Genomic DNA, 20,819 nt, shown 5'->3' on the forward strand with positions numbered 1-20,819 from the left:
CTATAGTGCGGAGAGCGTATTGATCACGAAAGAGTACTGTCCAATCTCTTTCCTACTCTCGTGCCTTTTGGCCACAGCGTATTAACCACTTCCGCTGATCCTCGTATAACGCACCTTACATGGATTCACTTACGTTCATCATACCGACACCCTAGCACTTACCCGATTTGTGGTTATCAGGAGGAACGTCCTCTCACGATTCCATTCCCGTCCCATGATTTACTGGACTTCGTTACATTGTCGGATCCGCTGCTTTATTCAGGATCCTAGGGTCATCTGGTGATACAGATGGTTCACTCTTATCGCGGTGAACAGCGCTTCATACGACTTCAGGTCGCACGGAACAGAAAAGAGTTACCAACTTGGGAAACACCGTTTCTCACCGACAGAGCTTTGCGCACTGATTTTACGATCGCTAAAAGCCGATGCAGAGGCCTACCTTGGTGAACCCGTCCGTGAAGTGGTGATTTCCGTTCCTGCCTATTTCAGTGATCAACAGCGAAAACAGGTTCACCACGCGGCTGAACTCGCTGATTTGATCGCCGTGCGGCTTATCAACGAACCCACAGCCGCGTGCCTTGCGTATAGCCTCCATGAGTCTCACGAGCGACGCTTTCTTGTTTTTGACCTTGGCGGCGGCACGTTTGATGTCACTGTCGTCGAGCACGCTGACGGCTTTGTTGATGTACGCGCCTCCGCTGGCGATAACCGATTGGGGGGCGAAGACTTCACCCATAATCTCGCCGATTTTGTCCTCGATAAAATCAGCAAAGACTTTATCGACATCACACTGGCAGACAAAGCCAAAATTCTCAGAGCATGTGAAATAGCAAAGCGCGAAAATGCGCCAGAAATGCGAGTTTTCTTACCCGAACCCTTTTCCCGCAACGTCACCATAACGCAACACGAGCTTGATGACGTATGGAAAACATCACTGCTACGCCTGTCCCAACCTTTGCGCCAAGCACTCAGCGATGCACGAATTTCACCTCAGGATATTGATGAACTCATTTTCGTGGGCGGCGCGACGCGCTTACGTCAAGTACAGCAACTGGCAACGCGGCTCATCGGTCGCTTTGGTCAATCGTCACTCGATCCCGACCTCGTTGTCGCGATGGGCGCAGCGACGCAAGCAGCCTGCCGCTTACGAGACGAAGCAGTTGAAGAAATTGTTCTTACTGATGTCAGCCCATTTAGCTTAGGCGTAGCCTCCAATCGTAATGGCCAAGTTGATGTATTCAGCCCCATCATCGAACGAAACACGGTCATTCCTACGTCTCGTGTAGAGCGCTACTACACGACCACAGATCAGCAGAACAAAGTCCGTATTGCCGTGTATCAAGGTGAACGTTTTTGGGTAAGAGAGAACATCAAAATTGATGAATTCGAGATAGAAGTGCCGGAAAACAAAGCGGGAGATGAAGCCATTGATGTGCGATTCAGTTATGACATCAATGGGTTTCTTGAAGTCGATGTCACTGTCGTTTCCAGCCAAATTTCTACACAGAAAGTCATCGACAGAACCCCAGTTGGCATGAGTGACGATGACAAAAAGGCCAGCCGAGAACGTCTCGCAGGGCTGAAAGTTCATCCTCGCGATAAACTGCCAAATATCGCATTATCTGAAAAACTCAATCGTCTCTATGAAGAAAAATTGGCCGACGAACGGTACATTGTGGAGCAACTGATTGTTCAATTTACCCGAGCCTTGGACACCCAAGATGAGAGGACAATTCGAGATGTACGAAAAGAGGTGGACAGACAATTAAAAATTTGGGGATTTTAGTACTTCACGTGGAAAATGCCCCCAACAACGTGTCACCAGCCCTGTTACCTTGCAAATCATCAATTTCCTGCAAGACGTAAAACGCGTCTGTTTTGCTAACACAAGTTTAAAACACCCAAAGAAATACAAACAGCGATTGTAATGAGAGTGAGAATAACGAAAACTTTTAACTTTCTTACCTATAAATGACCTTTCAATGCGTGCTTATCCAAGAGGACTTGGGCTACGCTCTATATCCGAAACAACCTAAAGATGTCTGAATTCAGAAGGTGTTAGTACATTCTAATGTAATTAACAAAAATGACGTCGAGGCAAATTCCCGTCGGAAATGGCCTTTCTTTTTTAGGGGTATTTAACGAATAAATCAGCGTTCAACCGCAATGCCTTAGGGTACAAAGTTAAACACTATGCTGTCGATCGGTACCTTTTTATAAAGAGATCACTGCACCGACAATTCACGGTACAGACAACCCGTTGTACAGACAAAGGGGCCTCGTTTTTAACGTCATTTAATCTCGCTGGCCAAGTCATATTTAGGTCGTTTGGATAAAACCGACAATTACTCATGCCGGTTTTTAATTCTCTATATTGCGCGTTCCAATATTTATTAATTAAAGGAATAGTTCACGTTATGACTAAAGTAATTTTTCAAGGCAACGCTATTACACTTGCTGGCTCTTTTCCTCAAGTAGGAACACAAGCACCCGAATTCACATTATGTGGTGCAGATCTTTCTGATGTTGTACTGACATCACTGCGAGGTAAGCGAGTCGTACTAAACATCTTCCCAAGCATTGACACGCCTGTGTGTGCACTTGGCGTAAAGGCATTCAACGAAAGAGCTGCAAATTCACAAAATACCGTCGTACTGTGTATTTCTGCCGATTTGCCGTTTGCTACGGCACGTTTTTGCGCAGCTGAAGGTATTGAAAACGTAGCAACTGCATCGTTTTTCCGTGCTCCAGAATTTGCTGAATTATACGGCGTTAAATTAGCGGAAGGCCCACTAACAGGACTCGCAGCGCGCGCTGTTATTGTTATTAACGAAGAGGGACTCGTTACTCATGCAGAACTTGTTTCTGAAATAACAAATGAACCAAATTACGATGCAGCGATGACCACTCTGGGGTAAATAATAATGAGAAACACCATATTTCTAACAACCTTACTTTTGTCTAGCAACGCTGTAGCTGAATTCTCAACGACCGAAGCAACCGCTCCTTTCGGCGAACAACAAGTTGTTACTCTGGAAGAGACAAATACCTTTAATTTGTCAGGTTCAGCGATCAAAGTTGGTGATTACATGCCATCCGCGCATTTGATGACGTCGGATCTTAAGCCTTTTGACACCAGTGCAGAAGATGATCAAGTAAAGATTTACAGTGTACTCACCTCCGTTGATACCCCAGTATGCGTACAGCAAGCGATTGATTTATCCAAGCATATCGCTTCACGTAAAGCAGACCTTAAAGGTATCGCGTTTTACGCAATTAGCGCTGATACCCCATTCGCCCAGCAGCGCTTTATCAAGCAACATGAAATGAATGACATTGTTTATTTGTCTGATTCTTCAAAGCATCAGTTCGGCTTGAAAACAGGGTCTCATATTGAGGAACTAGGCTTACTAACACGCAGCATTATTGTGACCGACAAAAATAACAAGATTGTCTACACACAACGTGTGCCCGAGCTAACAACCATTCCAGATTTAGAGCGTGCGATTTCAGTCGCGCAGGAAAATCTATAGTGCTTGGGACAATGGCATAACCCCGAGACTATTCGGGGACTTTAGAATAAACCACCTACGTCTATAGGTGGTTTCATTTATTCCCACTGAGAATCGAAGAGAAATCCCGTTACAGACTGGTACAAAGCTGGGATAATACGCAACCTAAAGCCCACGTAGATAAAGCACTCTGCTTTCTATGATGGTACTAAGCAATACTCAAATCATCAGGATTTTTTATGCGCGCCTTTGTACTTCGAGCACGTTCAGCACCGACTAACAGCCAGCAACTGTTAGCCTCCGTGGGCCAAGAAGCCCACACTGAAATTTTGGCTCATACCTTAATGAATTCAATCTTCGTTGCTCAATCCCACCGCGACGACGTCATTGTTTATTTGGTTCTCGAAAGCGCGCAAGATTACTCTCGCACGATTTGCTTTAAACTTAATGAGATCAGCGATTTCAACGGCTTTCATGAGCAAGCATTGCTAGGTAAAGTTGCAAAAGCGCTGGATGCATCGGTTGGCATGACGAAAGAACAAATGCGACAGGTTGAACCTGGAATCACGGTTCAAACGATGAGCTTTGAAAGGCTTTTGCAGGATCTGGTTGAAGATTATCAAGTCTATATGATGGATAAGAAAGGCACGCCAATTCGTGAAGAAGAGTTCAAAGGCGATGTTTGTTTTCTCTTGACTGACCACATCCCTATGCCAAAGAAAACCTTTAACAGCATGAAACGCATGGGTGTGAAGAAGATAAGCTTGGGGCCAAAAATGCTCTTCGCTTCGCAATGTGTTGTCATCATTCAAAACGAGTTGGATCTTCAGCTCTCGTAGACAAAGAAAACCCAAACGAATGTTTGGGTTTTCTTTTAATCAGACACCTGAGATTGTTGTGCTAACTCTTGAACTTTCGCGATCAACATTTCAGGGTTTGAATAGGCGTAGTAATTGACAACGACGCTGTCTGTCGCCGACTTAATGACAACCGAAAACTCACTCGGCTTCGTTTCAACCACATCTTGCCAATGAATCAACGCCTCACCTTTCGCTATATAGCTGTCAGTCACTTTCGTTCGGTATGAGTCAAACACCCAAAAGACCGATATAAACAAAGCCACCGCTGCCATCACCGCGTACATCAACGTCATCAGAACACCGTGTGCTTCATCAGACAAAATAAGCTTGATATTCAGGATACAAAACGACAACCCTAGCACCAAAATAATCAGGGCCAGCGGTTTGTTCAATTCAGCGTAATTTTGGTTGTCTGTGGGGCTTACTGTCATCGCACCACCTTTGATTGATTTACTTTTTAAACCCAAGCACCTTGCGCATGTTTACCGTTCGCGTCGCCACTACACTTCTGTTCCATCCCCCTTTGGCGTACAAAGGCGAAAGATGTGAAACAGTATAGAAATGCGCAAACACGTTTACCAACGCAAGAAATGGGGACTTAAAAAGTAAAGCAGCAAAACAGGTAAATAGCGAATAACCTATATACTTATTTTTGTTTGATTTTTCGAGAATCGGCTGCGATAACCGCCATACAAGTAAACCTTGTATTAGTGTCATAAAAACTGCTGCACCGATCACAGATTCAGTATCGAAAGACGATGACGTCAGGACTGACATGGGAAACACAAAAAACCAAACCAGCACCATAGCTATCGACATAAATGTCAGTTGTTTCCGACTGTAGGTTGATGCATGTTCCCCTTTTTTTTCAATATCTTGATCTAATTTTCTTCGGTACATGTTTTCTAGCTGTAACACCGCAATATCGGTAATATCTTGCTGCAACGGCGTCTGCATCGCTCTTCGATTTGACAATTCTTTAAGCGGCAATAAATTGTACCCTGCCCCGTTCAGACCCAAATGCAGTTGAGTCAACAGCAACGACATAGGGTAATGAAAACACTTCGCCTCCTCGATGGGATCAACTTCTTCAATTTGGCTTGGCAGACTGAACCATTCTTTATTCGTCGTTAACATCGCATGCAAAAACTCGGGTTTAGCGTACTCATAGCTTTCTTTTACCCAGTCATTTTCTTCTCGAACGGTAAGTAAGCTTTGTTGTTGCCAATCAACAACCGCTTGAAGATGAGGGCTATCGCTCGACACAGCCGCAACCAAATTCCAAAGTACGACTGCCTCATCAAAACTGTCATTTGTTAACAGTCTCGACAATGCCATGATGGCGAGCAAATCCCCGTTCTTACCCTTTTCAATAAGCGATGCACGCTCTTCGTCTTCTAGCACGGTTACCTGTCGATCAACGATGAGACGAAAAACAAACTGCTCCGGATAGCGATTCAGCTGTTGAACGGCATCGGGAAGGTAAACGTCCGGTTGTTTCGCAAAGGGTAGCAAGAGACCGATCTCAAGCTCCTTTTGAGCGTCTGGGAGAGCGCTCAACTCACTTATAATGTCCCGTTTATCGGCTCCCCCCGTTGCTAAATGCGAATAAAACCATAGTGCCCAATCAAACACGCCTTCAAAAGGTGCATCAGCCCAGCAACTGGATAAACAAACGTCGCGATTGATGGCACGATAGAAGCACAAGGCATCCGCATAATGCGGGGAAAACGAACGGTCACGGAATTCCTCAAATACAATAACCTGGGCCTCTTCCAACTGCCTAAACCAGCTATCAGGTAGAAGTGGATGGCGACGAATGCTTTCTAGCCAGTCTGGTTTAGACATCGAAGATAACTCTTCATAACTCAAAGGCTCCACACTGAACATTGCATCACTTTCATACGCAGAAAGCTTTGCCTGTAACGTGTCGCAGCCCTTTGCTTTGCTCAGTGCATCACTTACCCACTGTTCTGCCAGCAGCATCAATGTTTGTCGGTTGCCTGATTCAAATTGTTGAGCAGAGTGCAGCGCATTTTTAATTTGTTTTAACCACGCCCAACTCCCTGAATGTCCCGCCCACAATGCGCCACCAATTAACTGCCAGAATTCAGATAGCCCCACTAAATCGAGTCGATGGTTAATACTCCCATCATCTTGATCTAACAGCTGTCCATGCAACCAATTAAATAATCGCCATTCCGCAGAATTATCACTTTTAATCAATAGCCTACGTTCAGCTCGCCAATAAACAGCAGGAAGAGGCATCCAGTTTTGACGTAGAAATGCAGCGCAGACGGGCAGCAAACTGTCGTCACCGACCGTGCTGCGAAAAAGCAAATCTGCCACTTCGGGAAACGCGTTTAACGCCAGTAAACGGGTTGTGATAACACTGACCAGATCCGCCCTGTCAAACAAAAACGCCACATCAACCATAATTTCCCATTGCTGCAGCGAAAGTGATGAGGCTGAACGTTGGCACAGTTCATCAAGCCCCGAATTGAGCACAGAATCAGACGTTAATCCGCACGCAACAGCACATCTGAGCAATATAAACTGGGTTTCAATTCGGTGGCCGTGTAACGCAACAATTGGCTGGCTAAACAAATAATCAATCGCTTCTGGCTGACCAATACTCAACGCAACTTCTAGGGGGCGTGAAAAACCGAGAATCGCCCGTTGTTCAGCATGGCTTAACCATTGAAGCTCTCCTAGCGGAATAAGAAACGGTTGTTTTTGCCAATCATCAATAAACTCGCCGAGTTCTTGCTGCTCTTCTGTGCCACGCAAATAAGACTGCCAACCAAGTCGTTCCCAAAAGACATGCACGATGGGTGGTGGCAACCAACGATTTGCCATCACTGCTTTCAATACATACAGGGAAATTTCTTCTTGTTGGCTAATAGAAAGCATCATCACTGATTCGGCCCATTGTTGCCAAATGCTCAGATTCATTCTATTTTCTGCGCTTGCCAGAATCATATCAAACTGCGCGATTTCAGACAGTTCTGACGTTTGTCTAACATCACTCGACGCGAGAGGAACATGTGTCTCCGAATCGGATTCGAGTCGAGACGAGATATGCGTCAATGCTTCTTCGTAGGCACGTCTCACACGCTGGAAGCCGTCAGGGTCCTCTTCTGGATGATGGAGGCGAACCTGTTTCCGATACGCTTTTTTTATCAGCGCATCGTCCAGCGTTTCATCAATTCCAAGGATTTCCCATATTGTCATTATTTGACCTCGGGTTCTTCGTTTAAAATGGCTATCAGTGACTCCGGTGCATCCAATTCGGGTAATGGCACTCCCCAGTCTAGCCAATGAATCGGGCAGTCTTTGTCATTTTCAATATCCTCGAAAAAGCGACTGAAACTGACGTGGAAACCATCATTGAGGAGGTAGGGCACATTCACCAAATCATCATCTTCATCGTGAATATAGTCCCAATAGTTTCTACCAAAAATGAAGCTATGCAGGTATTCTGACCACCCCGCAAATCGATGACGAATCTGCTTGCTTAAAAAATTCAGCAAAAACGCACATTCCTCCTGAGTCACTTTGCCCAAGCAAAAGCCCGCGCGAACAAAAAACCCTGCTCGGCTATAGTCCCACGCCAGAAAACCAAATTTACCTGAATGTCGGTATGTCGCATCAAGATATCGCATTTCCGCTTTCGCGACTTCACTGTGAACGGCGTGGATCCTTTCCTCCCACTCTTTGCCTGTCATGCAAGCACGTCTGCCAAATTCATTGCGCCAAATGTCACCATGAACCTCCCCCATTGCGAGCCGATGGATCATTTCATGCCATTCTCTACGCGTCGAAATCCCCCACCATTCAACAAAACTTTTCTCCCAATCACTCACGTCTTCAACCTGACGTCTGAGTTCAGGGAGTAAATAATCAAAATCTTGGCGGTTATAACTGATCTGCGGAGCGGCGATGGCCAGCCACCATTGGCAATGAGGTTGTCGAGGATCTAATGCATATCGATGAGAGGAAGGCATCTAAATTACCCAGCTATAAACTCAGTATGTAGCCATTAAGTTTACTTGGGCACTTATGAAAGGTACATGCAGAGCCCGTCAGCATGTTTAAAAATTGGCGATTGATCAGCAGAGGAATCTGCTCTTTCCCTGCACATGTGCCAGTAGCCAGTAGCCAGTAGACAGTAGCCAGTAGCCAGTAGCCAGTAGCCAGTAGCCAGTAGCCAGTGAGTATTATTCAGTTATCAGAATAGCGGCCAACCGGAGCATCCAATTGGCCGCTTTCCCGACGACATCACGCGGTACAGATACACGTTAAGCAAGCATTCACCAAAGTGCCTGCTTTTTTAACTCGGTATACGCATCCATAACGTGCCCAGGGATAAACTGTTCCGTTTGGTAGCCCAACGCTGGATAGTCTCTGATTCGTTCAAAATCCGCGATCGTCGCCGCCACAACTGCGTCAAAAGGCAAATCTTCATTGGCATATTCAACAAAGGGAATCGGGGGTGATGTGACCAGCACCTCGTCCACCAGCTCAGGCCACTGCTTCATAAACGTCGCATAGGATCGCCGTTCCATAAACGGTTTCTGAACCAACAAAATACGTTTGAAATCCAGCCCTTTCTCTTTCATTAACTGATAAGAAAAACGAACGTTCTCGCCGGTATTTGTTGCAGTTGTTTCCAGAATCATTGCGGCATCCGGTACCCCTTCATCTCGCATGAGCTCGGCAAAGGTTTCTGCCTCTGACTTATCAAACACACCGTCAGTAAAACGGCCAGATCCCCCCGAAATCATGATGTAAGGGGCAAACCCTTGTCGGTATAGTGCAGCAGCATATTCAGCCACACGGATATCGTTACTGCCTAGCACAAAAATGCAGTCCGACAGCTGTGGGGAGTGGCCCAATATGTGGTAATTCCAGATGGTCTCGATATGTTGATATAAATGAGATGGCATAAGCGAATATCTTGAATGTTTTGTAGTGGTTTTTTTTACCTTTACCATTTGAAAGTTTCAAATAGTTGACACTGTAAGTATGGTTCCACCCAAAGTTTTTTAACTATTCATCTTTTCTGTGCCTATTTCGGCCCATTTTTATTGGCGCATTGAAACCCATGCATTAAACGCCAACGACAAAATTCAGGTATAAAAAAGCCGCGCAATCGCGCGGCTTTTTTATCAAGGTGTAGAAATTACACTTTCTTCACGAACTCAGATTTCAGCTTCATCGCGCCGATACCGTCAATTTTACAATCGATGTCGTGGTCACCGTCTACTAGACGGATATTCTTAACCTTGGTGCCTACTTTAACCACCAGTGAAGAACCCTTCACTTTCAGGTCTTTGATGACAGTAACTGTGTCGCCATCTTGCAGCACGTTACCGTTTGAGTCTTTGATAACCTTTGTATCTTCAGCATCTGCAGATGCGTCTTGAGACCACTCATTGCCACACTCTGGACAGACGTATAGTGCACCGTCTTCGTAAGTATATTCTGAGTTGCACTGTGGGCAGTTTGGTAAAGACATGTTGATTACCTCGGTTAACATGGGCAAAGAGGGCGTAGTCTAAACCAAGATAAGGCATTCGGATATAGCGAAAAGTGATAAGCACATACTTTTTATGTGTTTAAAGATATTTACACTGTACACATAGGCTTAAAGTCGCGGGATTATTATCCGATAGTGCGTGAAAAACAGCTCATTTTAGGGGCTACACATACGGTATACCTTACCTTCAGCCTACAACGAAATCTGCACACCTTCACATAACGAGAAAAAGTTAATTCACAACTATAAATTCACAAAATCAATACGATCACGCGCTTCCCCTACCAAAACCTTGTCAATCCTGATACGTCACTCATCCCATCATTCAACACACCAACACATTGGCAAACAGCTCCCTTTTTGAGGGCCTGCAGGTTTTCCATCGCCTGCTAGACTCTTCGCAGTAATTATTTATTTTTTAATGAGTTATCTATCAATTAAGGGAAATAACCATGAATGCCCTGTCCATTCGTCAACGGTTGTCGCTTATCATCATCATTGCCGTACTGTCTTTGGTTTCTGTCACCATCGTTTCTCTCATACTTAAGCGAGAAAACATGTTGGAAGACCGCAAGAACCAAATTCAAGTACTGGTAGAAACGGCCGAAACGCTCGTCACACGTCTGTACAGCAAAGCAGAGGCGGGTGAAATCAGTATGAACGAAGCGAAGGCGCGCGCGATTACTGCGTTAGATGCAATGCGCTACGGTGATAATGGTTATTTTATGATTTACGGCATGGATTCGGTGATGGTCCATCACCCTATAAGCGCCAAATTAATTGGTCGAAACCTCGCCAACCTTCAGGACACAAACGGCGTTTATATCATTAAAGAACAGGTTGCGGCTGCGCAAAAAGGCGGTGGGTTCGTTGAGTATCAATGGAAAAAAGCAGGGAATGACGATAAACCCTACCCTAAGATTGCCTACTCGTTACCGTTTAAACCGTGGGGATGGGTGCTGAATACCGGGCTCTATGTTGATGACATCGATGCTATTTTCTATTCAGATATGAAACGTTTACTCTTGCTGGTCACGCTTATCGCAGCGTTCCTCGTCGCCGTTTCCATCACTATCGCCAGAAGCATCACAGCCCCCATCGCTAATCTGCAAACCCTACTCCATGCAGCAGAAAAAAACCTCGATTTGACAGTCCGTTTCAGACCGAAGGGGAACAATGAGATATCCCAGTTAGGACGCGCCTTCAATAATTTAATGTGCGCTTTTGAAGAAACGCTGTCTGGTATTGCTAAAGGTGCGAATCAGCTAAATCAGGAAGTCGCTAAGCTGGAAAACCTCTCGAACCACATTGTCGGCGTCTCTACGCGTCAATCTGAGGACACGGTCAATATAGCCGCTCTTGTTGAAGAATTTGCCGCAAGCATTAATACAATCTCACATGACGCCGACCAAATGAAATCGCTGTCCAATGAAAGTGGTGTTCAGGCCCAACTTGGTGCCACCACCATGCGACAAACTATTCAGAATATGGATCAGATGTCGGAGAAGTCTCAACACTCTAGTGCCGCCGTTTCTGAACTAGACCAGCATTCGAAGGAAATTGAAGGCATTATTAGTGTCATTAACGATGTGGCCGAGCAAACCAATTTACTCGCTCTCAACGCTGCCATTGAAGCGGCTCGCGCGGGCGACCAAGGCAGAGGATTTGCCGTTGTGGCGGACGAGGTCCGAAACCTTGCAGTTCGCACATCGGATTCCACCAAACAGATTGCGTCGACGATTCAAGAGTTACGCTCTGGTATCGAAACTACCGTCACTCGAATCGAAGACAGCCTTACCGTGGTCAATGACAACATGACGCAGACTCACTCTGCCGAGCAATCCGTTCGCGAAATGCACCAGAAATCGCAGGATCTCATCGATATCATTGAAGAAGTGTCACGTTCATTGCATGAGCAATCCATTGCAAATCAAGAACTCGCTCGACGGATTCAAGCCATTGCCGATATGGCGACAAACAATCATCAATCTGCATTTGATGTGCAAGGCTCAGCGCGAGAGGTGAACACATTGGTCACTGACTTTAGGCGCTCGGTCGGGCGCTTTAAGGTGTCGACGGCCGTTTAAATACTCCCCCGCCTTCAAATGAAAATGCCTCATCCTTTTGATGGGGCATTTTCTATGAGCTAGAGCAAACAACGGCGATTTCTGGTACTCAGAAAACCCATACAAGAAAAAGCCCGTGAATATTTTCACGGGCTTTTTCTTTGCTCAAACGCTGCTTAAGACGCTTTGTCGAGCTTTTTCTCTTTCAGCCAGCCACCATGACGCTGACGTTTGTGAACATGGCACGGTAGACCTTCATTTGGCTGCGTCCACGGTGATTCCTCAATGGCCAATTTCATATCTTGGTAACCACTGTCACTGCGTAAACGTATAGAACGACGAGAAAACTCAGTGTCACTCAATGGAATATGGCCCGTTAGCGGGTCGAACGTGATATGCACGATATCAATTTTCTTACCGGCTTTGAGCGAGGTAACATCTGGCACTTGTTTGCTGTCCACCAGCTCAGGTGCTTTAGACAAAACGTGGTCAAGGTTTCGCTTCGCAATCAAGGCTTCAATATGTTCACAAGTTCGGCTGGCATACTGAATTTCTTTCTCACGCCATAACACTTCACTCATGGTTTTTGGCATGTCACCCACAGCGTTCCACAAATCAACCATGAATATCAGCAGTTCTTCATCGCCTGCTAAATCAAGAATGCCGTTCAGCGGCGTGTTAGACACCACACCACCATCCCAATAATGGTCGGTACCAACTTTTGTTGCAGGAAATCCAGGAGGCAGCGAACCACTTGCGACTGCATGCGCAGGGATCATCTTGTCGCTTTCACTGTCGAAGAAGACCAGCTCTCCGTCAGTCACGCGTGTTGCGCCCACCGTTAGACGTGCCTTCTTTGAATTGATCAAATCCCAATCTGCGAGATCTTCTAACGTAGAAAATAGAGGGGTTGTATCATAGAAGCTTGTCGCAGCTTCCCCGGGAGCAGCCAACCACGGACTTACCGGACGTGGAACAAAAAAATCTGGCTGCCCAAACATGAGTGCTTGCGTCGCACTGGCTGTATTGAAGGCTGTGGCCATTTGAGGTGGAAGAAGTGCGTCTGTTCCGGGGCGAGAAATTCGGTGCCAGAATTCTTCGAGTTTAGATAAGCGCTCTTCGGGTTTATTTCCCGCCAGCACAGCGGCATTCAGAGCACCAATAGATATCCCTGCAAACCAATCTGGCGTATAGCCCGCCTCTTGTAGCGCTTGATACGCACCAATATGATACGCACCCAGCGCGCCTCCGCCTTGAAGTACCAAACATACCGTTGGCTTTTTCTTTCGTCTCGTTGTCGCCATTCCATCACCTTTTCTGTGAGAGTTTAAAAGATACCTCCTTGTGTATAGACCAAGTATTTAGACACATTGTGAATAGTTCCCTTCGGCACCTAACAAGTTAAACGAACTCACATAACCCCCTAGAAACCTTTCATAAATTACAATATCACGCGTAAAACTTGAGATCAGACGCCTTTCGCGGCTTCGCACAAAGTAGACATATTGCTACTAGCTACCTGCTATTTTTAGAGAAAGGAAATGATGGTTGTGACAATACCGAGGCTGACATGGAAAACGTATTCTCCCGTAAAGATGACTCACTGTACGCGAATCCATACTCTTTTCTCAGACTTCCCATGGTCAAAGACCCTACCGACACGGCGGCAGAAATCGTCGTTTTGGGTATGCCTTATGACATGGCGACAACAGGTCGTTCTGGTGCTCGACTGGGTCCTGATGCCATTCGTCGTGCGTCTGTCAATCTGGCATGGGAAGGACACCGTTACCCATGGCCTTTTGACCTGAGAGAAACATGCAATATTGTTGACGCAGGGGATTTAATTTTCACCTGTGGTGACAGTGAGGATTTCGTCAATATGGCGGCTGAAGCCGTGGGGTTGATTCTAAATTCCGATAAAACGCTGCTAACGTTAGGTGGCGATCACTTTATCACCCTCCCGCTTCTTCGTGCCCACCACGCGAAACATGGCAAGATGGCATTGATCCATTTTGATGCCCATACGGACACTTACAGCCAGGGGAGCCGCTTTGATCACGGCACTATGTTCTATCATGCGCCAAAGGAAGGTTTGATTGATGCCCCATCATCCGTCCAAATTGGCATACGAACTGATTATGACAAAGAAAATCATGAGTTTAACGTTATATGCGCGGAAGCGGCCAACGATATGACACCGGAAGATATCGCAAATCATGTAAAAGCCCTTGTAGGCGATAAGCCCGCTTACATCACGTTCGATATTGACTGTCTTGACCCTGCATTTGCACCAGGCACAGGCACGCCGGTTATTGGGGGCATCACCTCAGACAAAGCATTGCGTATTTTGCGAGGGCTACGAGGCATCAACTTGGTCGGAATGGACGTTGTCGAAGTCAGCCCACCGTTTGATAACGCCGAAGTGACAGCGTTGGCAGGCGCGACAATTGCGACTGAGCTGCTTCACCTCTGGGCGTCTCAATAACGTTTAGACATACACCGATGAAGTCCAACAACGCGGAGAGTTACCCCGCGTTTCTTTTGTCTTCCTGTCGTTCTATCAGAGGGTGTGACTCGATAAAGTGCTCTACATCTTTGCGATAAGATGGATAAAACATATTCGGCGCATGGCCGCAGCCTAGGTAGTAATTTACAGACATGTCAGGCTGCTCATCACGCATGCGTTTTACAATCTCTTTTGTCAGCACATCGGAGTGCAAACCGTGCATCAGCATAAGTGGTTGACGTAACCGTTTAAATTGACGCCACAGGTTTATGGGAGGGCCTTCAGGATCATATCCAGCCAAAATATTGGGGTCATAATGCGTCGTGTACTCGCCGTTATCTAGCCGCCTGACTGATGCCGAAATCATGGTTTGCCACTGATGCGACGTATGAGGTCCAAAAGGCTGGTAGAGCGTTTGGAGGTATTGGTTAATATCGTTATGGTATTTAAAAGAAGGGGGGGAATTTACATAGTTGACAATACGTTGCAATGCGTTTTTTGGTACTTCCGGCCCGATATCATTCAGCACTAGCGTACCGATACGATTGGCATAAGCATTATGAGAGGCCAGAAGCATGCCAATCAGTCCGCCCATGCTTGTGCCCACCCAATGCACCTTTTCACAGCGATAAAAATCCATGAGCTTGAGCGCAAGTTCAACATAGTTCGTGTAACAATACTCTTTAGTGGGTGAATCCGCCCATTGTGAAAGTCCTCTCCCCAACGCGTCCGGTGCAATCACACGGAAGCCCTTGGATGCCAGTTCATCTCCCAACTCGACAAAATCGATACTGTTTCTGGCTAAACCATGCCAACAGATGACGGTTTCACCGCCTTCTGGATTCCAAGTACGAACGTGTATTTCTCGGTTATTTAAGACCGGATACTGTTGAAGCATTTCTGACATAGGCAGACTCCCCTCCTGAGTCTTAAATTATTTGACTTAATTCACGTTTTCTCAACTTTTTAGCGGGAAATAATTTGTCAGGTGAAACGCGTGAACATCCTTTCACCATTCAACACCCTGAAATCAGGTTGTTTCGTGCTGTTTAGCCTTCGACAGTGATAACATTCGAAACCATTTACACGAGATAAAGAATTGAATAATGGAAAAAATTCTTATTAGCGCCTGTTTATTTGGGCAAAAAGTTCGCTACAACGGCAGTGACCTCATGCTGGCACAAACCGATTTAGAGACGCTTGGCGAAATCGCAGAACTCATTCCATTTTGTCCTGAAGTTGCTGGCGGATTAACCACGCCTCGCCCCCCTGCAGAAATTTTCCCTGCCAATGGTGAAAAGGTACTCGATGGTTCTGCAACTATAAAAACCACGGACGGTAATAACGTCACTCGCGCCTTCATCTCGGGTGCTCAGCAAGCATTGTCTTTGTGTCAACAACACAAGATCCGATACGCTATTTTAACCGAATCAAGCCCTTCTTGTGGTTCGAGCCTGATTTACAACGGAAAGTTTGAAGGAGAGAAAACTGAAGGACAAGGCGTTACTACTGCCTTGCTACGCCAATCAGGTATTCAGGTGTTCAGTCAATTCACATTAGAAGCGCTCATCGAACAGCTTAAAACCGAAACGGATACACCCACACTGCCTGTTTAAAGGTAAAGGCAGTGAGAGGATAAGAGTTTTAGACGTAGATGTCTTGGAATAAGTGTCTTGGTAATAGATGTATTGGTATACATCTCTAGGTACAGATGTCTTAGGTTTATTTTTCATCAGACCTTAGCACTAACTCAACCCGCCTGTTTTGTTTCTGTCCATCCTCATTGAGGTTATTGGCAACAGGCGCGTATTCACCCACACCCGCTGCAGTAAGCTGCTTTTTGGGGATTTGGTGATTATGGGTCAGTACTTTCACTACCGCATTTGCGCGTTTTTCTGCCAATTTCTGGTTATACCCTTTAGCTCCTTTATCATCGGTATGCCCTACCACATAGAATGCCCCATTGGGATTCGCTTTTAAATATGTGGCTAGGGTATCCATCACGGCTTCTGATTCCGGTAGCATTTTGTCGCTGTCGAACTCAAACAACAGCCCATCAAGCGCGACATGCCCTTCTTGGGCCATCTTGTCTGTGAGACCGTCGAGGTCGATCACCACTCTGTCATCGACAAGCTCAGTTTCTTCGACGATACGCAGTTCACCCCATAAGCCACCTTTAAAGCCAATAACATACACCATGACATGTACGTCACCTTCGGGTCGTTCAAGTTTATATAACCCGTAGTGCTGGCTTTCATCGTTACCAATCTGAGCTAGCGCTTTAAGGGGCTCATTGAGACTCGCTTCACGGCCGCATTCTTCCTTGCCCTTACAGCGAAATGACGGTTTGAAACCCAATTTGGTTAAGGCTGAGTGATAGTTCGCATACACTTCATATTCCGAGTACTGACGCGGCAGCTGATATTGAATATCGGTCACTTTTCCTTCTTGAGAAACGATTTGAGGCTGACGCTTATTAAACCCAGTAAGAAGGCGAGCTTCGCCAAAACCTAGGTGTACATAATCTTGAATCCAAGCTCCCGGCAATCGCTGAATCATCGGGTGATCAGCACTGCCTTCAATGTCCTTTTGGCTCAGATCGTTAAACGTGATGACCTCAGGCTCACTATCCAAATAACTCGTATTTGTGACTATCAAATCAAGGGGTTCTGGGATTTCTTCCAACACATCCACCTGCAGCCCTACGCCTTTTGACCACCTCGCTGAAAACACAGACACCGTGATGGGTTTCGTTGCGGAAGGGATCCTGGCAACAATGATGGCAGGGGCATTTTTCGAAATTTGATCTTTAGGTTGGATAATCGGCCAGATAACCCGCTTGGGGTTACCACAGGCTTTTTCACCCTCGCAGGAAAAGAGTATTTCTCCCCCTAGCATGTTTATCTGAGCGCGATAGTTGTTTAGGACATTGGATGTATCATAAGAAGGAGGAAGCGCGTAAGCATATCGACTCAGACGTCCACCAACGTCACGCGTTATCAGCGTTCCTTTTTCAGATCCAATGATTGCAGGAAAATGGGTATAGTGACGAACACTCTTCTCTTTTAGCTCCGCATCAGGAAACGGGCTAAACAAATCCGCTGCATTCACGCCAGTGGCGAGCAATGAAGATGCGACAAGAAACAACATCGCTTTCTGGGTCTTTTTAAAGCCAACGTGCATCACTTCTCCCCCTTAAAACACATTTTCCCGCGAACACTCCACCAAGACGCTGGTAACGGTAGCGTCATGATCCCCCACGCTCACGTATTTTCCATCGCCAACAAACGCAACCGCTAAGTTCTTAGATTGAAGATAGGGTGCACGTGCTCTGCAATCTTTAGGTGGCTCAATCGCAATTTGATCTGCTTGGGACTGCGCCAAACCACGCCAATCCGAGACTGAAACATAAAGCACTCCATACTCATTTTTGTTTTTTCATTCCAAGGCCTTTTTATGCGGCATCCACATAAAAAGGCTTGTCACACAAGGTGGCAATGTCTTGTCCGTTTTGAATCAGTGTGTCTTTGCTTCCCGCCAACAGTTTTTCCCGTTTACCTGACGCAAATAGCACCGCTAACTCAAACACTTTTCTTCCATAGCGATCACGACTGATTAAGGCTCGGGAAACCGCAAAACCTCGAATTGCATCAAGGTTCGCTTCAAACCGATAAATGGAATAAAGGCTAGATATCTTGCGAGCAAACTGGCGAGTATTTGGGTTGATCACGATTTGATGGTTAAGAAATGTCATGTGCCAACCAAACGCCGTACATACCGACCAGTAAAAGATTTTTTCACCACTATTCACACTTCCTAACACGGCAAGAAAAACAGAAGTCGCTAAAAGGAGTAAGCCAAATACCTTGAGCCCTGTGCCACCGCCAAGCCTCAGTCGAATATCACCAGAACGGGCATCCCTCATCTTCTTCATCTTGTTTATGCACTCAATACGCTGAATAGGTACAAAGCCGTGGCTGCAATCATCGCGGCAGGAAACGCAAACAGCAGTCGCCACAACGAACCGTGGACCTGATATTCCAAATACGCATCTTGCGATGACGCATTCAAGGGATAGACGTTTGCGGAAGACTTTGCGCTTACAGAAACCTTGTCGCTTGCCGAAAAAAGAGGCTGGATATTGGGCCAGTCAGAGACATGATCAAACACCTCAATGCCATGTTGCACACCCAGAAAATCAGCCAGTTCTGCCGTTTGTTCAAAGTTGCCGATGCTGTTTCGCCAAACACGCTCTCCCTTCGCGCTCAGCTCAAGCCAACAGCCTTTTTTATACTCAATGATGGGGGTCACCGTCAGTTTGCAATCAGAAACAAGCCAGAAAGTCACCTGAGACAGCGAAAGGCCACGCCATCCAACACAATGCGCGATACGATTTCGACCGAAAATGAAGCGTTCCCTGCAGGAAAAAAACACAGTACAGAGAAGGGAAAGAAAGATTGCACAGCCAATAAAAAAAACCTCATTGCCTGTGCCTCTTACGACAGAAACAACGGCCATCACGACTGAACTTACTAAGGGAATAAGACAGACAACACCCAGCACCACAAAAATTTTTTGCTTTACCCCAACAAGGTAATACTGGCCAAGCTCATCTTTTTTAAGGTGGTAGCGCGCGCCCCAATACAAATCCTGATAAGTGATGTTCATCCACGTCCCTGCGGTATGCCACTTGAACAATTACCATACTGGTGCAGTGATAATCGGTCGATATCGAAGGTGTGTTAATAGTTAGACATTCGAAGAGTTTGAACAAAGAAGTGATGTCACTTGCCAGCAATGAGGAGGAATGAAGACGACATCTAAAAGGACAAGAGGAGGAGTAAGAGCCTCGTTTGAGGCTCTTGGTAACAGGTACTCAGTCGTGCCAAAAAAAACGAATCATTATTCGCACGTTTGTTGAAGTGAAGGCGCGTTTGCTCAACCACGGCCAACACAACATCACTTGCCGCTTGCAGTGATTTAACGGGCAAATATTCATAGATGGAATGGAAGTTGTGTGCGCCCGTAAACAAATTAGGGCAAGGCAAGCCATTTTGAGACAGAATTGAACCATCATAGCCGCCACGCATTGGAATCACGTTTGGCGTAATGCCGCATTGCGCATAGGCTGCTTTTGCAATATCGATAGGGTAACGGTTTTCGCCTTTCAGGCTGTTTTCGACGTTGGAGTAACGATCAGAGACGGTTAAGGTCACACTGCCTTCTCCCCACAGTGCATTGCAGCTGGTCTCCATCGCTTTCATGAACACTTTGCGCTGTTCATAACCTTCTTCGGTAAAATCGCGAATATCAAGGGTCAGAACAGTTTGTGCGCTGTTGCCGTGCAGCTCTTTTACCCAGTAGTAACCTTCGCGGCCTTCTGTGTATTGAGGAGCCTCACCCCCCGGCAGCATGGCAATGAATTTGTGCGCCATCAGCAGCGAGTTCTTCAGCTTTCCTTTGGCGGACATTGGATGCGCAGACTGACCGTGGAAAATCACTTTCACATCGCCCGCATTCCAGTTTTCATACACCAAGTCGCCGATCGCACAGCAATCCAACGTGTAGGCAAAATCAGCACCAAACGCGTCTACATCAAACGCCTTAGCACCGCGAAGGCCTACTTCTTCGTCAGGAAGGAAACCGACCTTGATGGTGCCGTGAGGGATCTCAGGGTTCGCTTTCAAATGTGCCAGCACGTTCATGATGGCTGCAATCGCTGCTTTGTCATCTGCGCCCAGCAAGCTAGTACCATCAGTCACGATGATGTCGTCACCCATGTAGTTTTCTAGTTCTGGGAATTCAGACTGCTTCAGATAAATGCCCAGGTCAGCATTCAAGCAAAGATCAGCACCGGAATACGGCAAAATTTGCGCATGCGTATCAGTATCACGCTCTGCACTGGTATCCAGATGACCGAAAAATGCCACGGTCGGGATATCTTGGTTGGTATTGGCAGGTAACGTCGCGGTAACAATGCATTTTTCATTGACGTTAACGTCTTCCAGTCCAAGCTCTAACAGTTCTTTTTCCAAGTGACGGGCAAGTTCCCACTGCCCATTTGAGGACGGTATTTGGCCTTCAGCGGCATTTTTGCGATTGCAGGTAGTGTTGAATTGGGTGTAACGGATAAAACGACTAACAATATCCACGGTGCGCCCTTTCTATATACTTCGGAAAATTGCCGTCAATATAAGCACCTATCCCACAATAAAACGTGATGTGCACCGCTTTTATTTTGAAAGAAAGCAGATATTTACTTCGTAAAATCAGCAAGTAAACAAGGTGTTACACATCTGTTCCCACTTCGCATTGTCTGCATTTATAACCCGT

The 20,819-nt window shown here is 46.2% G+C and carries 19 protein-coding genes; 7 read left to right on the forward strand and 12 right to left on the reverse strand.

The window, feature by feature from the left end:
• Positions 1-307 precede the first annotated feature (307 nt).
• The 4 genes from B5D35_RS12030 (at position 308) to trmY (ending at position 4,351) form a co-directional block, all read left to right on the forward strand.
• A complete protein-coding gene (locus B5D35_RS12030; RefSeq protein WP_244556574.1) occupies positions 308-1,786 on the forward strand; it encodes an Hsp70 family protein in 1,479 nt (492 codons plus the stop codon).
• A 631-nt stretch (positions 1,787-2,417) separates the two neighbouring features.
• Positions 2,418-2,918 carry a thiol peroxidase gene (gene tpx / locus B5D35_RS12035; RefSeq protein ID WP_078752822.1) on the forward strand — a complete coding sequence of 167 codons (501 nt, stop codon included), beginning with the start codon at positions 2,418-2,420 and terminating at the stop codon, positions 2,916-2,918.
• A gap of 6 nt (positions 2,919-2,924) precedes the next feature.
• Positions 2,925-3,533 carry a peroxiredoxin gene (locus B5D35_RS12040; RefSeq protein WP_078752823.1) on the forward strand — a complete coding sequence of 203 codons (609 nt, stop codon included), beginning with the start codon at positions 2,925-2,927 and terminating at the stop codon, positions 3,531-3,533.
• A gap of 218 nt (positions 3,534-3,751) precedes the next feature.
• Complete coding sequence (gene trmY / locus B5D35_RS12045) at positions 3,752-4,351, forward strand: tRNA (pseudouridine(54)-N(1))-methyltransferase TrmY (RefSeq protein WP_078752824.1); 600 nt, start codon at positions 3,752-3,754, stop codon at positions 4,349-4,351.
• Positions 4,352-4,386: 35 nt separating this feature from the next.
• On the opposite strand, the gene B5D35_RS12050 is transcribed toward trmY, so the two are convergent.
• From B5D35_RS12050 to B5D35_RS12070, 5 genes are all read right to left on the reverse strand, one after another.
• A complete protein-coding gene (locus B5D35_RS12050; RefSeq protein ID WP_139367758.1) occupies positions 4,387-4,803 on the reverse strand; it encodes a hypothetical protein in 417 nt (138 codons plus the stop codon).
• A 19-nt stretch (positions 4,804-4,822) separates the two neighbouring features.
• Positions 4,823-7,606 (reverse strand): J domain-containing protein, encoded by a 2,784-nt coding sequence (locus B5D35_RS12055; protein WP_078752826.1) that lies wholly within the window; start codon positions 7,604-7,606, stop codon positions 4,823-4,825.
• A complete protein-coding gene (locus tag B5D35_RS12060) occupies positions 7,606-8,379 on the reverse strand; it encodes a DUF1266 domain-containing protein (protein WP_078752827.1) in 774 nt (257 codons plus the stop codon). The genes B5D35_RS12055 and B5D35_RS12060 overlap by 1 nt, the downstream gene beginning before the upstream one ends.
• A 306-nt stretch (positions 8,380-8,685) precedes the next feature.
• On the reverse strand, positions 8,686-9,321 hold the full coding sequence (locus B5D35_RS12065) for a YdcF family protein (RefSeq protein ID WP_078752828.1): 636 nt from the start codon (positions 9,319-9,321) through the stop codon (positions 8,686-8,688).
• A gap of 236 nt (positions 9,322-9,557) precedes the next feature.
• Positions 9,558-9,893, reverse strand: coding sequence for a zinc ribbon domain-containing protein YjdM (locus B5D35_RS12070; protein WP_078752829.1), 336 nt, complete (start codon positions 9,891-9,893; stop codon positions 9,558-9,560).
• 473 nt (positions 9,894-10,366) lie between these two features.
• Between B5D35_RS12070 and B5D35_RS12075 the strand changes: the two genes are divergently transcribed.
• Positions 10,367-12,001, forward strand: a complete 1,635-nt coding sequence (locus B5D35_RS12075) for a methyl-accepting chemotaxis protein (protein ID WP_078752830.1) — start codon at positions 10,367-10,369, stop codon at positions 11,999-12,001.
• 155 nt (positions 12,002-12,156) lie between these two features.
• Here B5D35_RS12075 and B5D35_RS12080 read toward each other — a convergent pair whose 3' ends face one another.
• Positions 12,157-13,284, reverse strand: coding sequence for a patatin-like phospholipase family protein (locus B5D35_RS12080; RefSeq protein WP_078752831.1), 1,128 nt, complete (start codon positions 13,282-13,284; stop codon positions 12,157-12,159).
• A 266-nt stretch (positions 13,285-13,550) separates the two neighbouring features.
• On the opposite strand from B5D35_RS12080, the gene speB reads away from it, so the two are divergent.
• Positions 13,551-14,465 carry an agmatinase gene (gene speB, locus B5D35_RS12085; protein WP_078752832.1) on the forward strand — a complete coding sequence of 305 codons (915 nt, stop codon included), beginning with the start codon at positions 13,551-13,553 and terminating at the stop codon, positions 14,463-14,465.
• Between the two features lie 40 nt (positions 14,466-14,505).
• Here speB and B5D35_RS12090 read toward each other — a convergent pair whose 3' ends face one another.
• A complete protein-coding gene (locus tag B5D35_RS12090) occupies positions 14,506-15,393 on the reverse strand; it encodes an alpha/beta fold hydrolase (RefSeq protein WP_078752833.1) in 888 nt (295 codons plus the stop codon).
• Between the two features lie 199 nt (positions 15,394-15,592).
• Between B5D35_RS12090 and B5D35_RS12095 the strand changes: the two genes are divergently transcribed.
• Complete coding sequence (locus B5D35_RS12095) at positions 15,593-16,102, forward strand: 2-thiouracil desulfurase family protein (protein ID WP_170915172.1); 510 nt, start codon at positions 15,593-15,595, stop codon at positions 16,100-16,102.
• A gap of 106 nt (positions 16,103-16,208) precedes the next feature.
• Here B5D35_RS12095 and B5D35_RS12100 read toward each other — a convergent pair whose 3' ends face one another.
• The 5 genes from B5D35_RS12100 to pepT all read right to left on the reverse strand — a co-directional run bounded on the left by B5D35_RS12100 (position 16,209) and on the right by pepT (position 20,638).
• Positions 16,209-17,669 carry an OmpA family protein gene (locus B5D35_RS12100; protein WP_078752834.1) on the reverse strand — a complete coding sequence of 487 codons (1,461 nt, stop codon included), beginning with the start codon at positions 17,667-17,669 and terminating at the stop codon, positions 16,209-16,211.
• A 12-nt stretch (positions 17,670-17,681) separates the two neighbouring features.
• Positions 17,682-17,903 carry a hypothetical protein gene (locus B5D35_RS12105; protein ID WP_078752835.1) on the reverse strand — a complete coding sequence of 74 codons (222 nt, stop codon included), beginning with the start codon at positions 17,901-17,903 and terminating at the stop codon, positions 17,682-17,684.
• A 37-nt stretch (positions 17,904-17,940) separates the two neighbouring features.
• A complete protein-coding gene (locus B5D35_RS12110) occupies positions 17,941-18,420 on the reverse strand; it encodes a hypothetical protein (RefSeq protein WP_101210130.1) in 480 nt (159 codons plus the stop codon).
• A 5-nt stretch (positions 18,421-18,425) separates the two neighbouring features.
• A complete protein-coding gene (locus tag B5D35_RS24560; protein WP_078752837.1) occupies positions 18,426-19,154 on the reverse strand; it encodes a hypothetical protein in 729 nt (242 codons plus the stop codon).
• A gap of 152 nt (positions 19,155-19,306) precedes the next feature.
• Positions 19,307-20,638: a peptidase T gene (pepT, locus tag B5D35_RS12120; protein ID WP_078752838.1), complete on the reverse strand. Its 1,332-nt coding sequence runs from the start codon at positions 20,636-20,638 to the stop codon at positions 19,307-19,309.
• Positions 20,639-20,819: the final 181 nt, after the last annotated feature.

It is taken from the genome of Enterovibrio nigricans DSM 22720, assembly GCF_900167155.1.
Classification (GTDB): domain Bacteria; phylum Pseudomonadota; class Gammaproteobacteria; order Enterobacterales; family Vibrionaceae; genus Enterovibrio; species Enterovibrio nigricans.

What these genes read in the sequence shown, in the direction of transcription:
- trmY (WP_078752824.1), top strand. Translation starts at nt 3,752, where the DNA reads ATGCGCGCCTTTGTACTTCGAGCACGTTCAGCACCGACTAACAGCCAG.
- speB (WP_078752832.1), top strand. Translation starts at nt 13,551, where the DNA reads ATGGAAAACGTATTCTCCCGTAAAGATGACTCACTGTACGCGAATCCA.
- B5D35_RS24560 (WP_078752837.1), bottom strand. Translation starts at nt 19,154, where the DNA reads ATGAACATCACTTATCAGGATTTGTATTGGGGCGCGCGCTACCACCTT.
- B5D35_RS12070 (WP_078752829.1), bottom strand. Translation starts at nt 9,893, where the DNA reads ATGTCTTTACCAAACTGCCCACAGTGCAACTCAGAATATACTTACGAA.
- B5D35_RS12075 (WP_078752830.1), top strand. Translation starts at nt 10,367, where the DNA reads ATGAATGCCCTGTCCATTCGTCAACGGTTGTCGCTTATCATCATCATT.
- B5D35_RS12100 (WP_078752834.1), bottom strand. Translation starts at nt 17,669, where the DNA reads ATGCACGTTGGCTTTAAAAAGACCCAGAAAGCGATGTTGTTTCTTGTC.
- B5D35_RS12080 (WP_078752831.1), bottom strand. Translation starts at nt 13,284, where the DNA reads ATGGCGACAACGAGACGAAAGAAAAAGCCAACGGTATGTTTGGTACTT.
- B5D35_RS12055 (WP_078752826.1), bottom strand. Translation starts at nt 7,606, where the DNA reads ATGACAATATGGGAAATCCTTGGAATTGATGAAACGCTGGACGATGCG.
- B5D35_RS12095 (WP_170915172.1), top strand. Translation starts at nt 15,593, where the DNA reads ATGGAAAAAATTCTTATTAGCGCCTGTTTATTTGGGCAAAAAGTTCGC.
- tpx (WP_078752822.1), top strand. Translation starts at nt 2,418, where the DNA reads ATGACTAAAGTAATTTTTCAAGGCAACGCTATTACACTTGCTGGCTCT.
- B5D35_RS12090 (WP_078752833.1), bottom strand. Translation starts at nt 15,393, where the DNA reads ATGTCAGAAATGCTTCAACAGTATCCGGTCTTAAATAACCGAGAAATA.
- B5D35_RS12050 (WP_139367758.1), bottom strand. Translation starts at nt 4,803, where the DNA reads ATGACAGTAAGCCCCACAGACAACCAAAATTACGCTGAATTGAACAAA.
- B5D35_RS12060 (WP_078752827.1), bottom strand. Translation starts at nt 8,379, where the DNA reads ATGCCTTCCTCTCATCGATATGCATTAGATCCTCGACAACCTCATTGC.
- B5D35_RS12040 (WP_078752823.1), top strand. Translation starts at nt 2,925, where the DNA reads ATGAGAAACACCATATTTCTAACAACCTTACTTTTGTCTAGCAACGCT.
- B5D35_RS12110 (WP_101210130.1), bottom strand. Translation starts at nt 18,420, where the DNA reads ATGAAGAAGATGAGGGATGCCCGTTCTGGTGATATTCGACTGAGGCTT.
- B5D35_RS12065 (WP_078752828.1), bottom strand. Translation starts at nt 9,321, where the DNA reads ATGCCATCTCATTTATATCAACATATCGAGACCATCTGGAATTACCAC.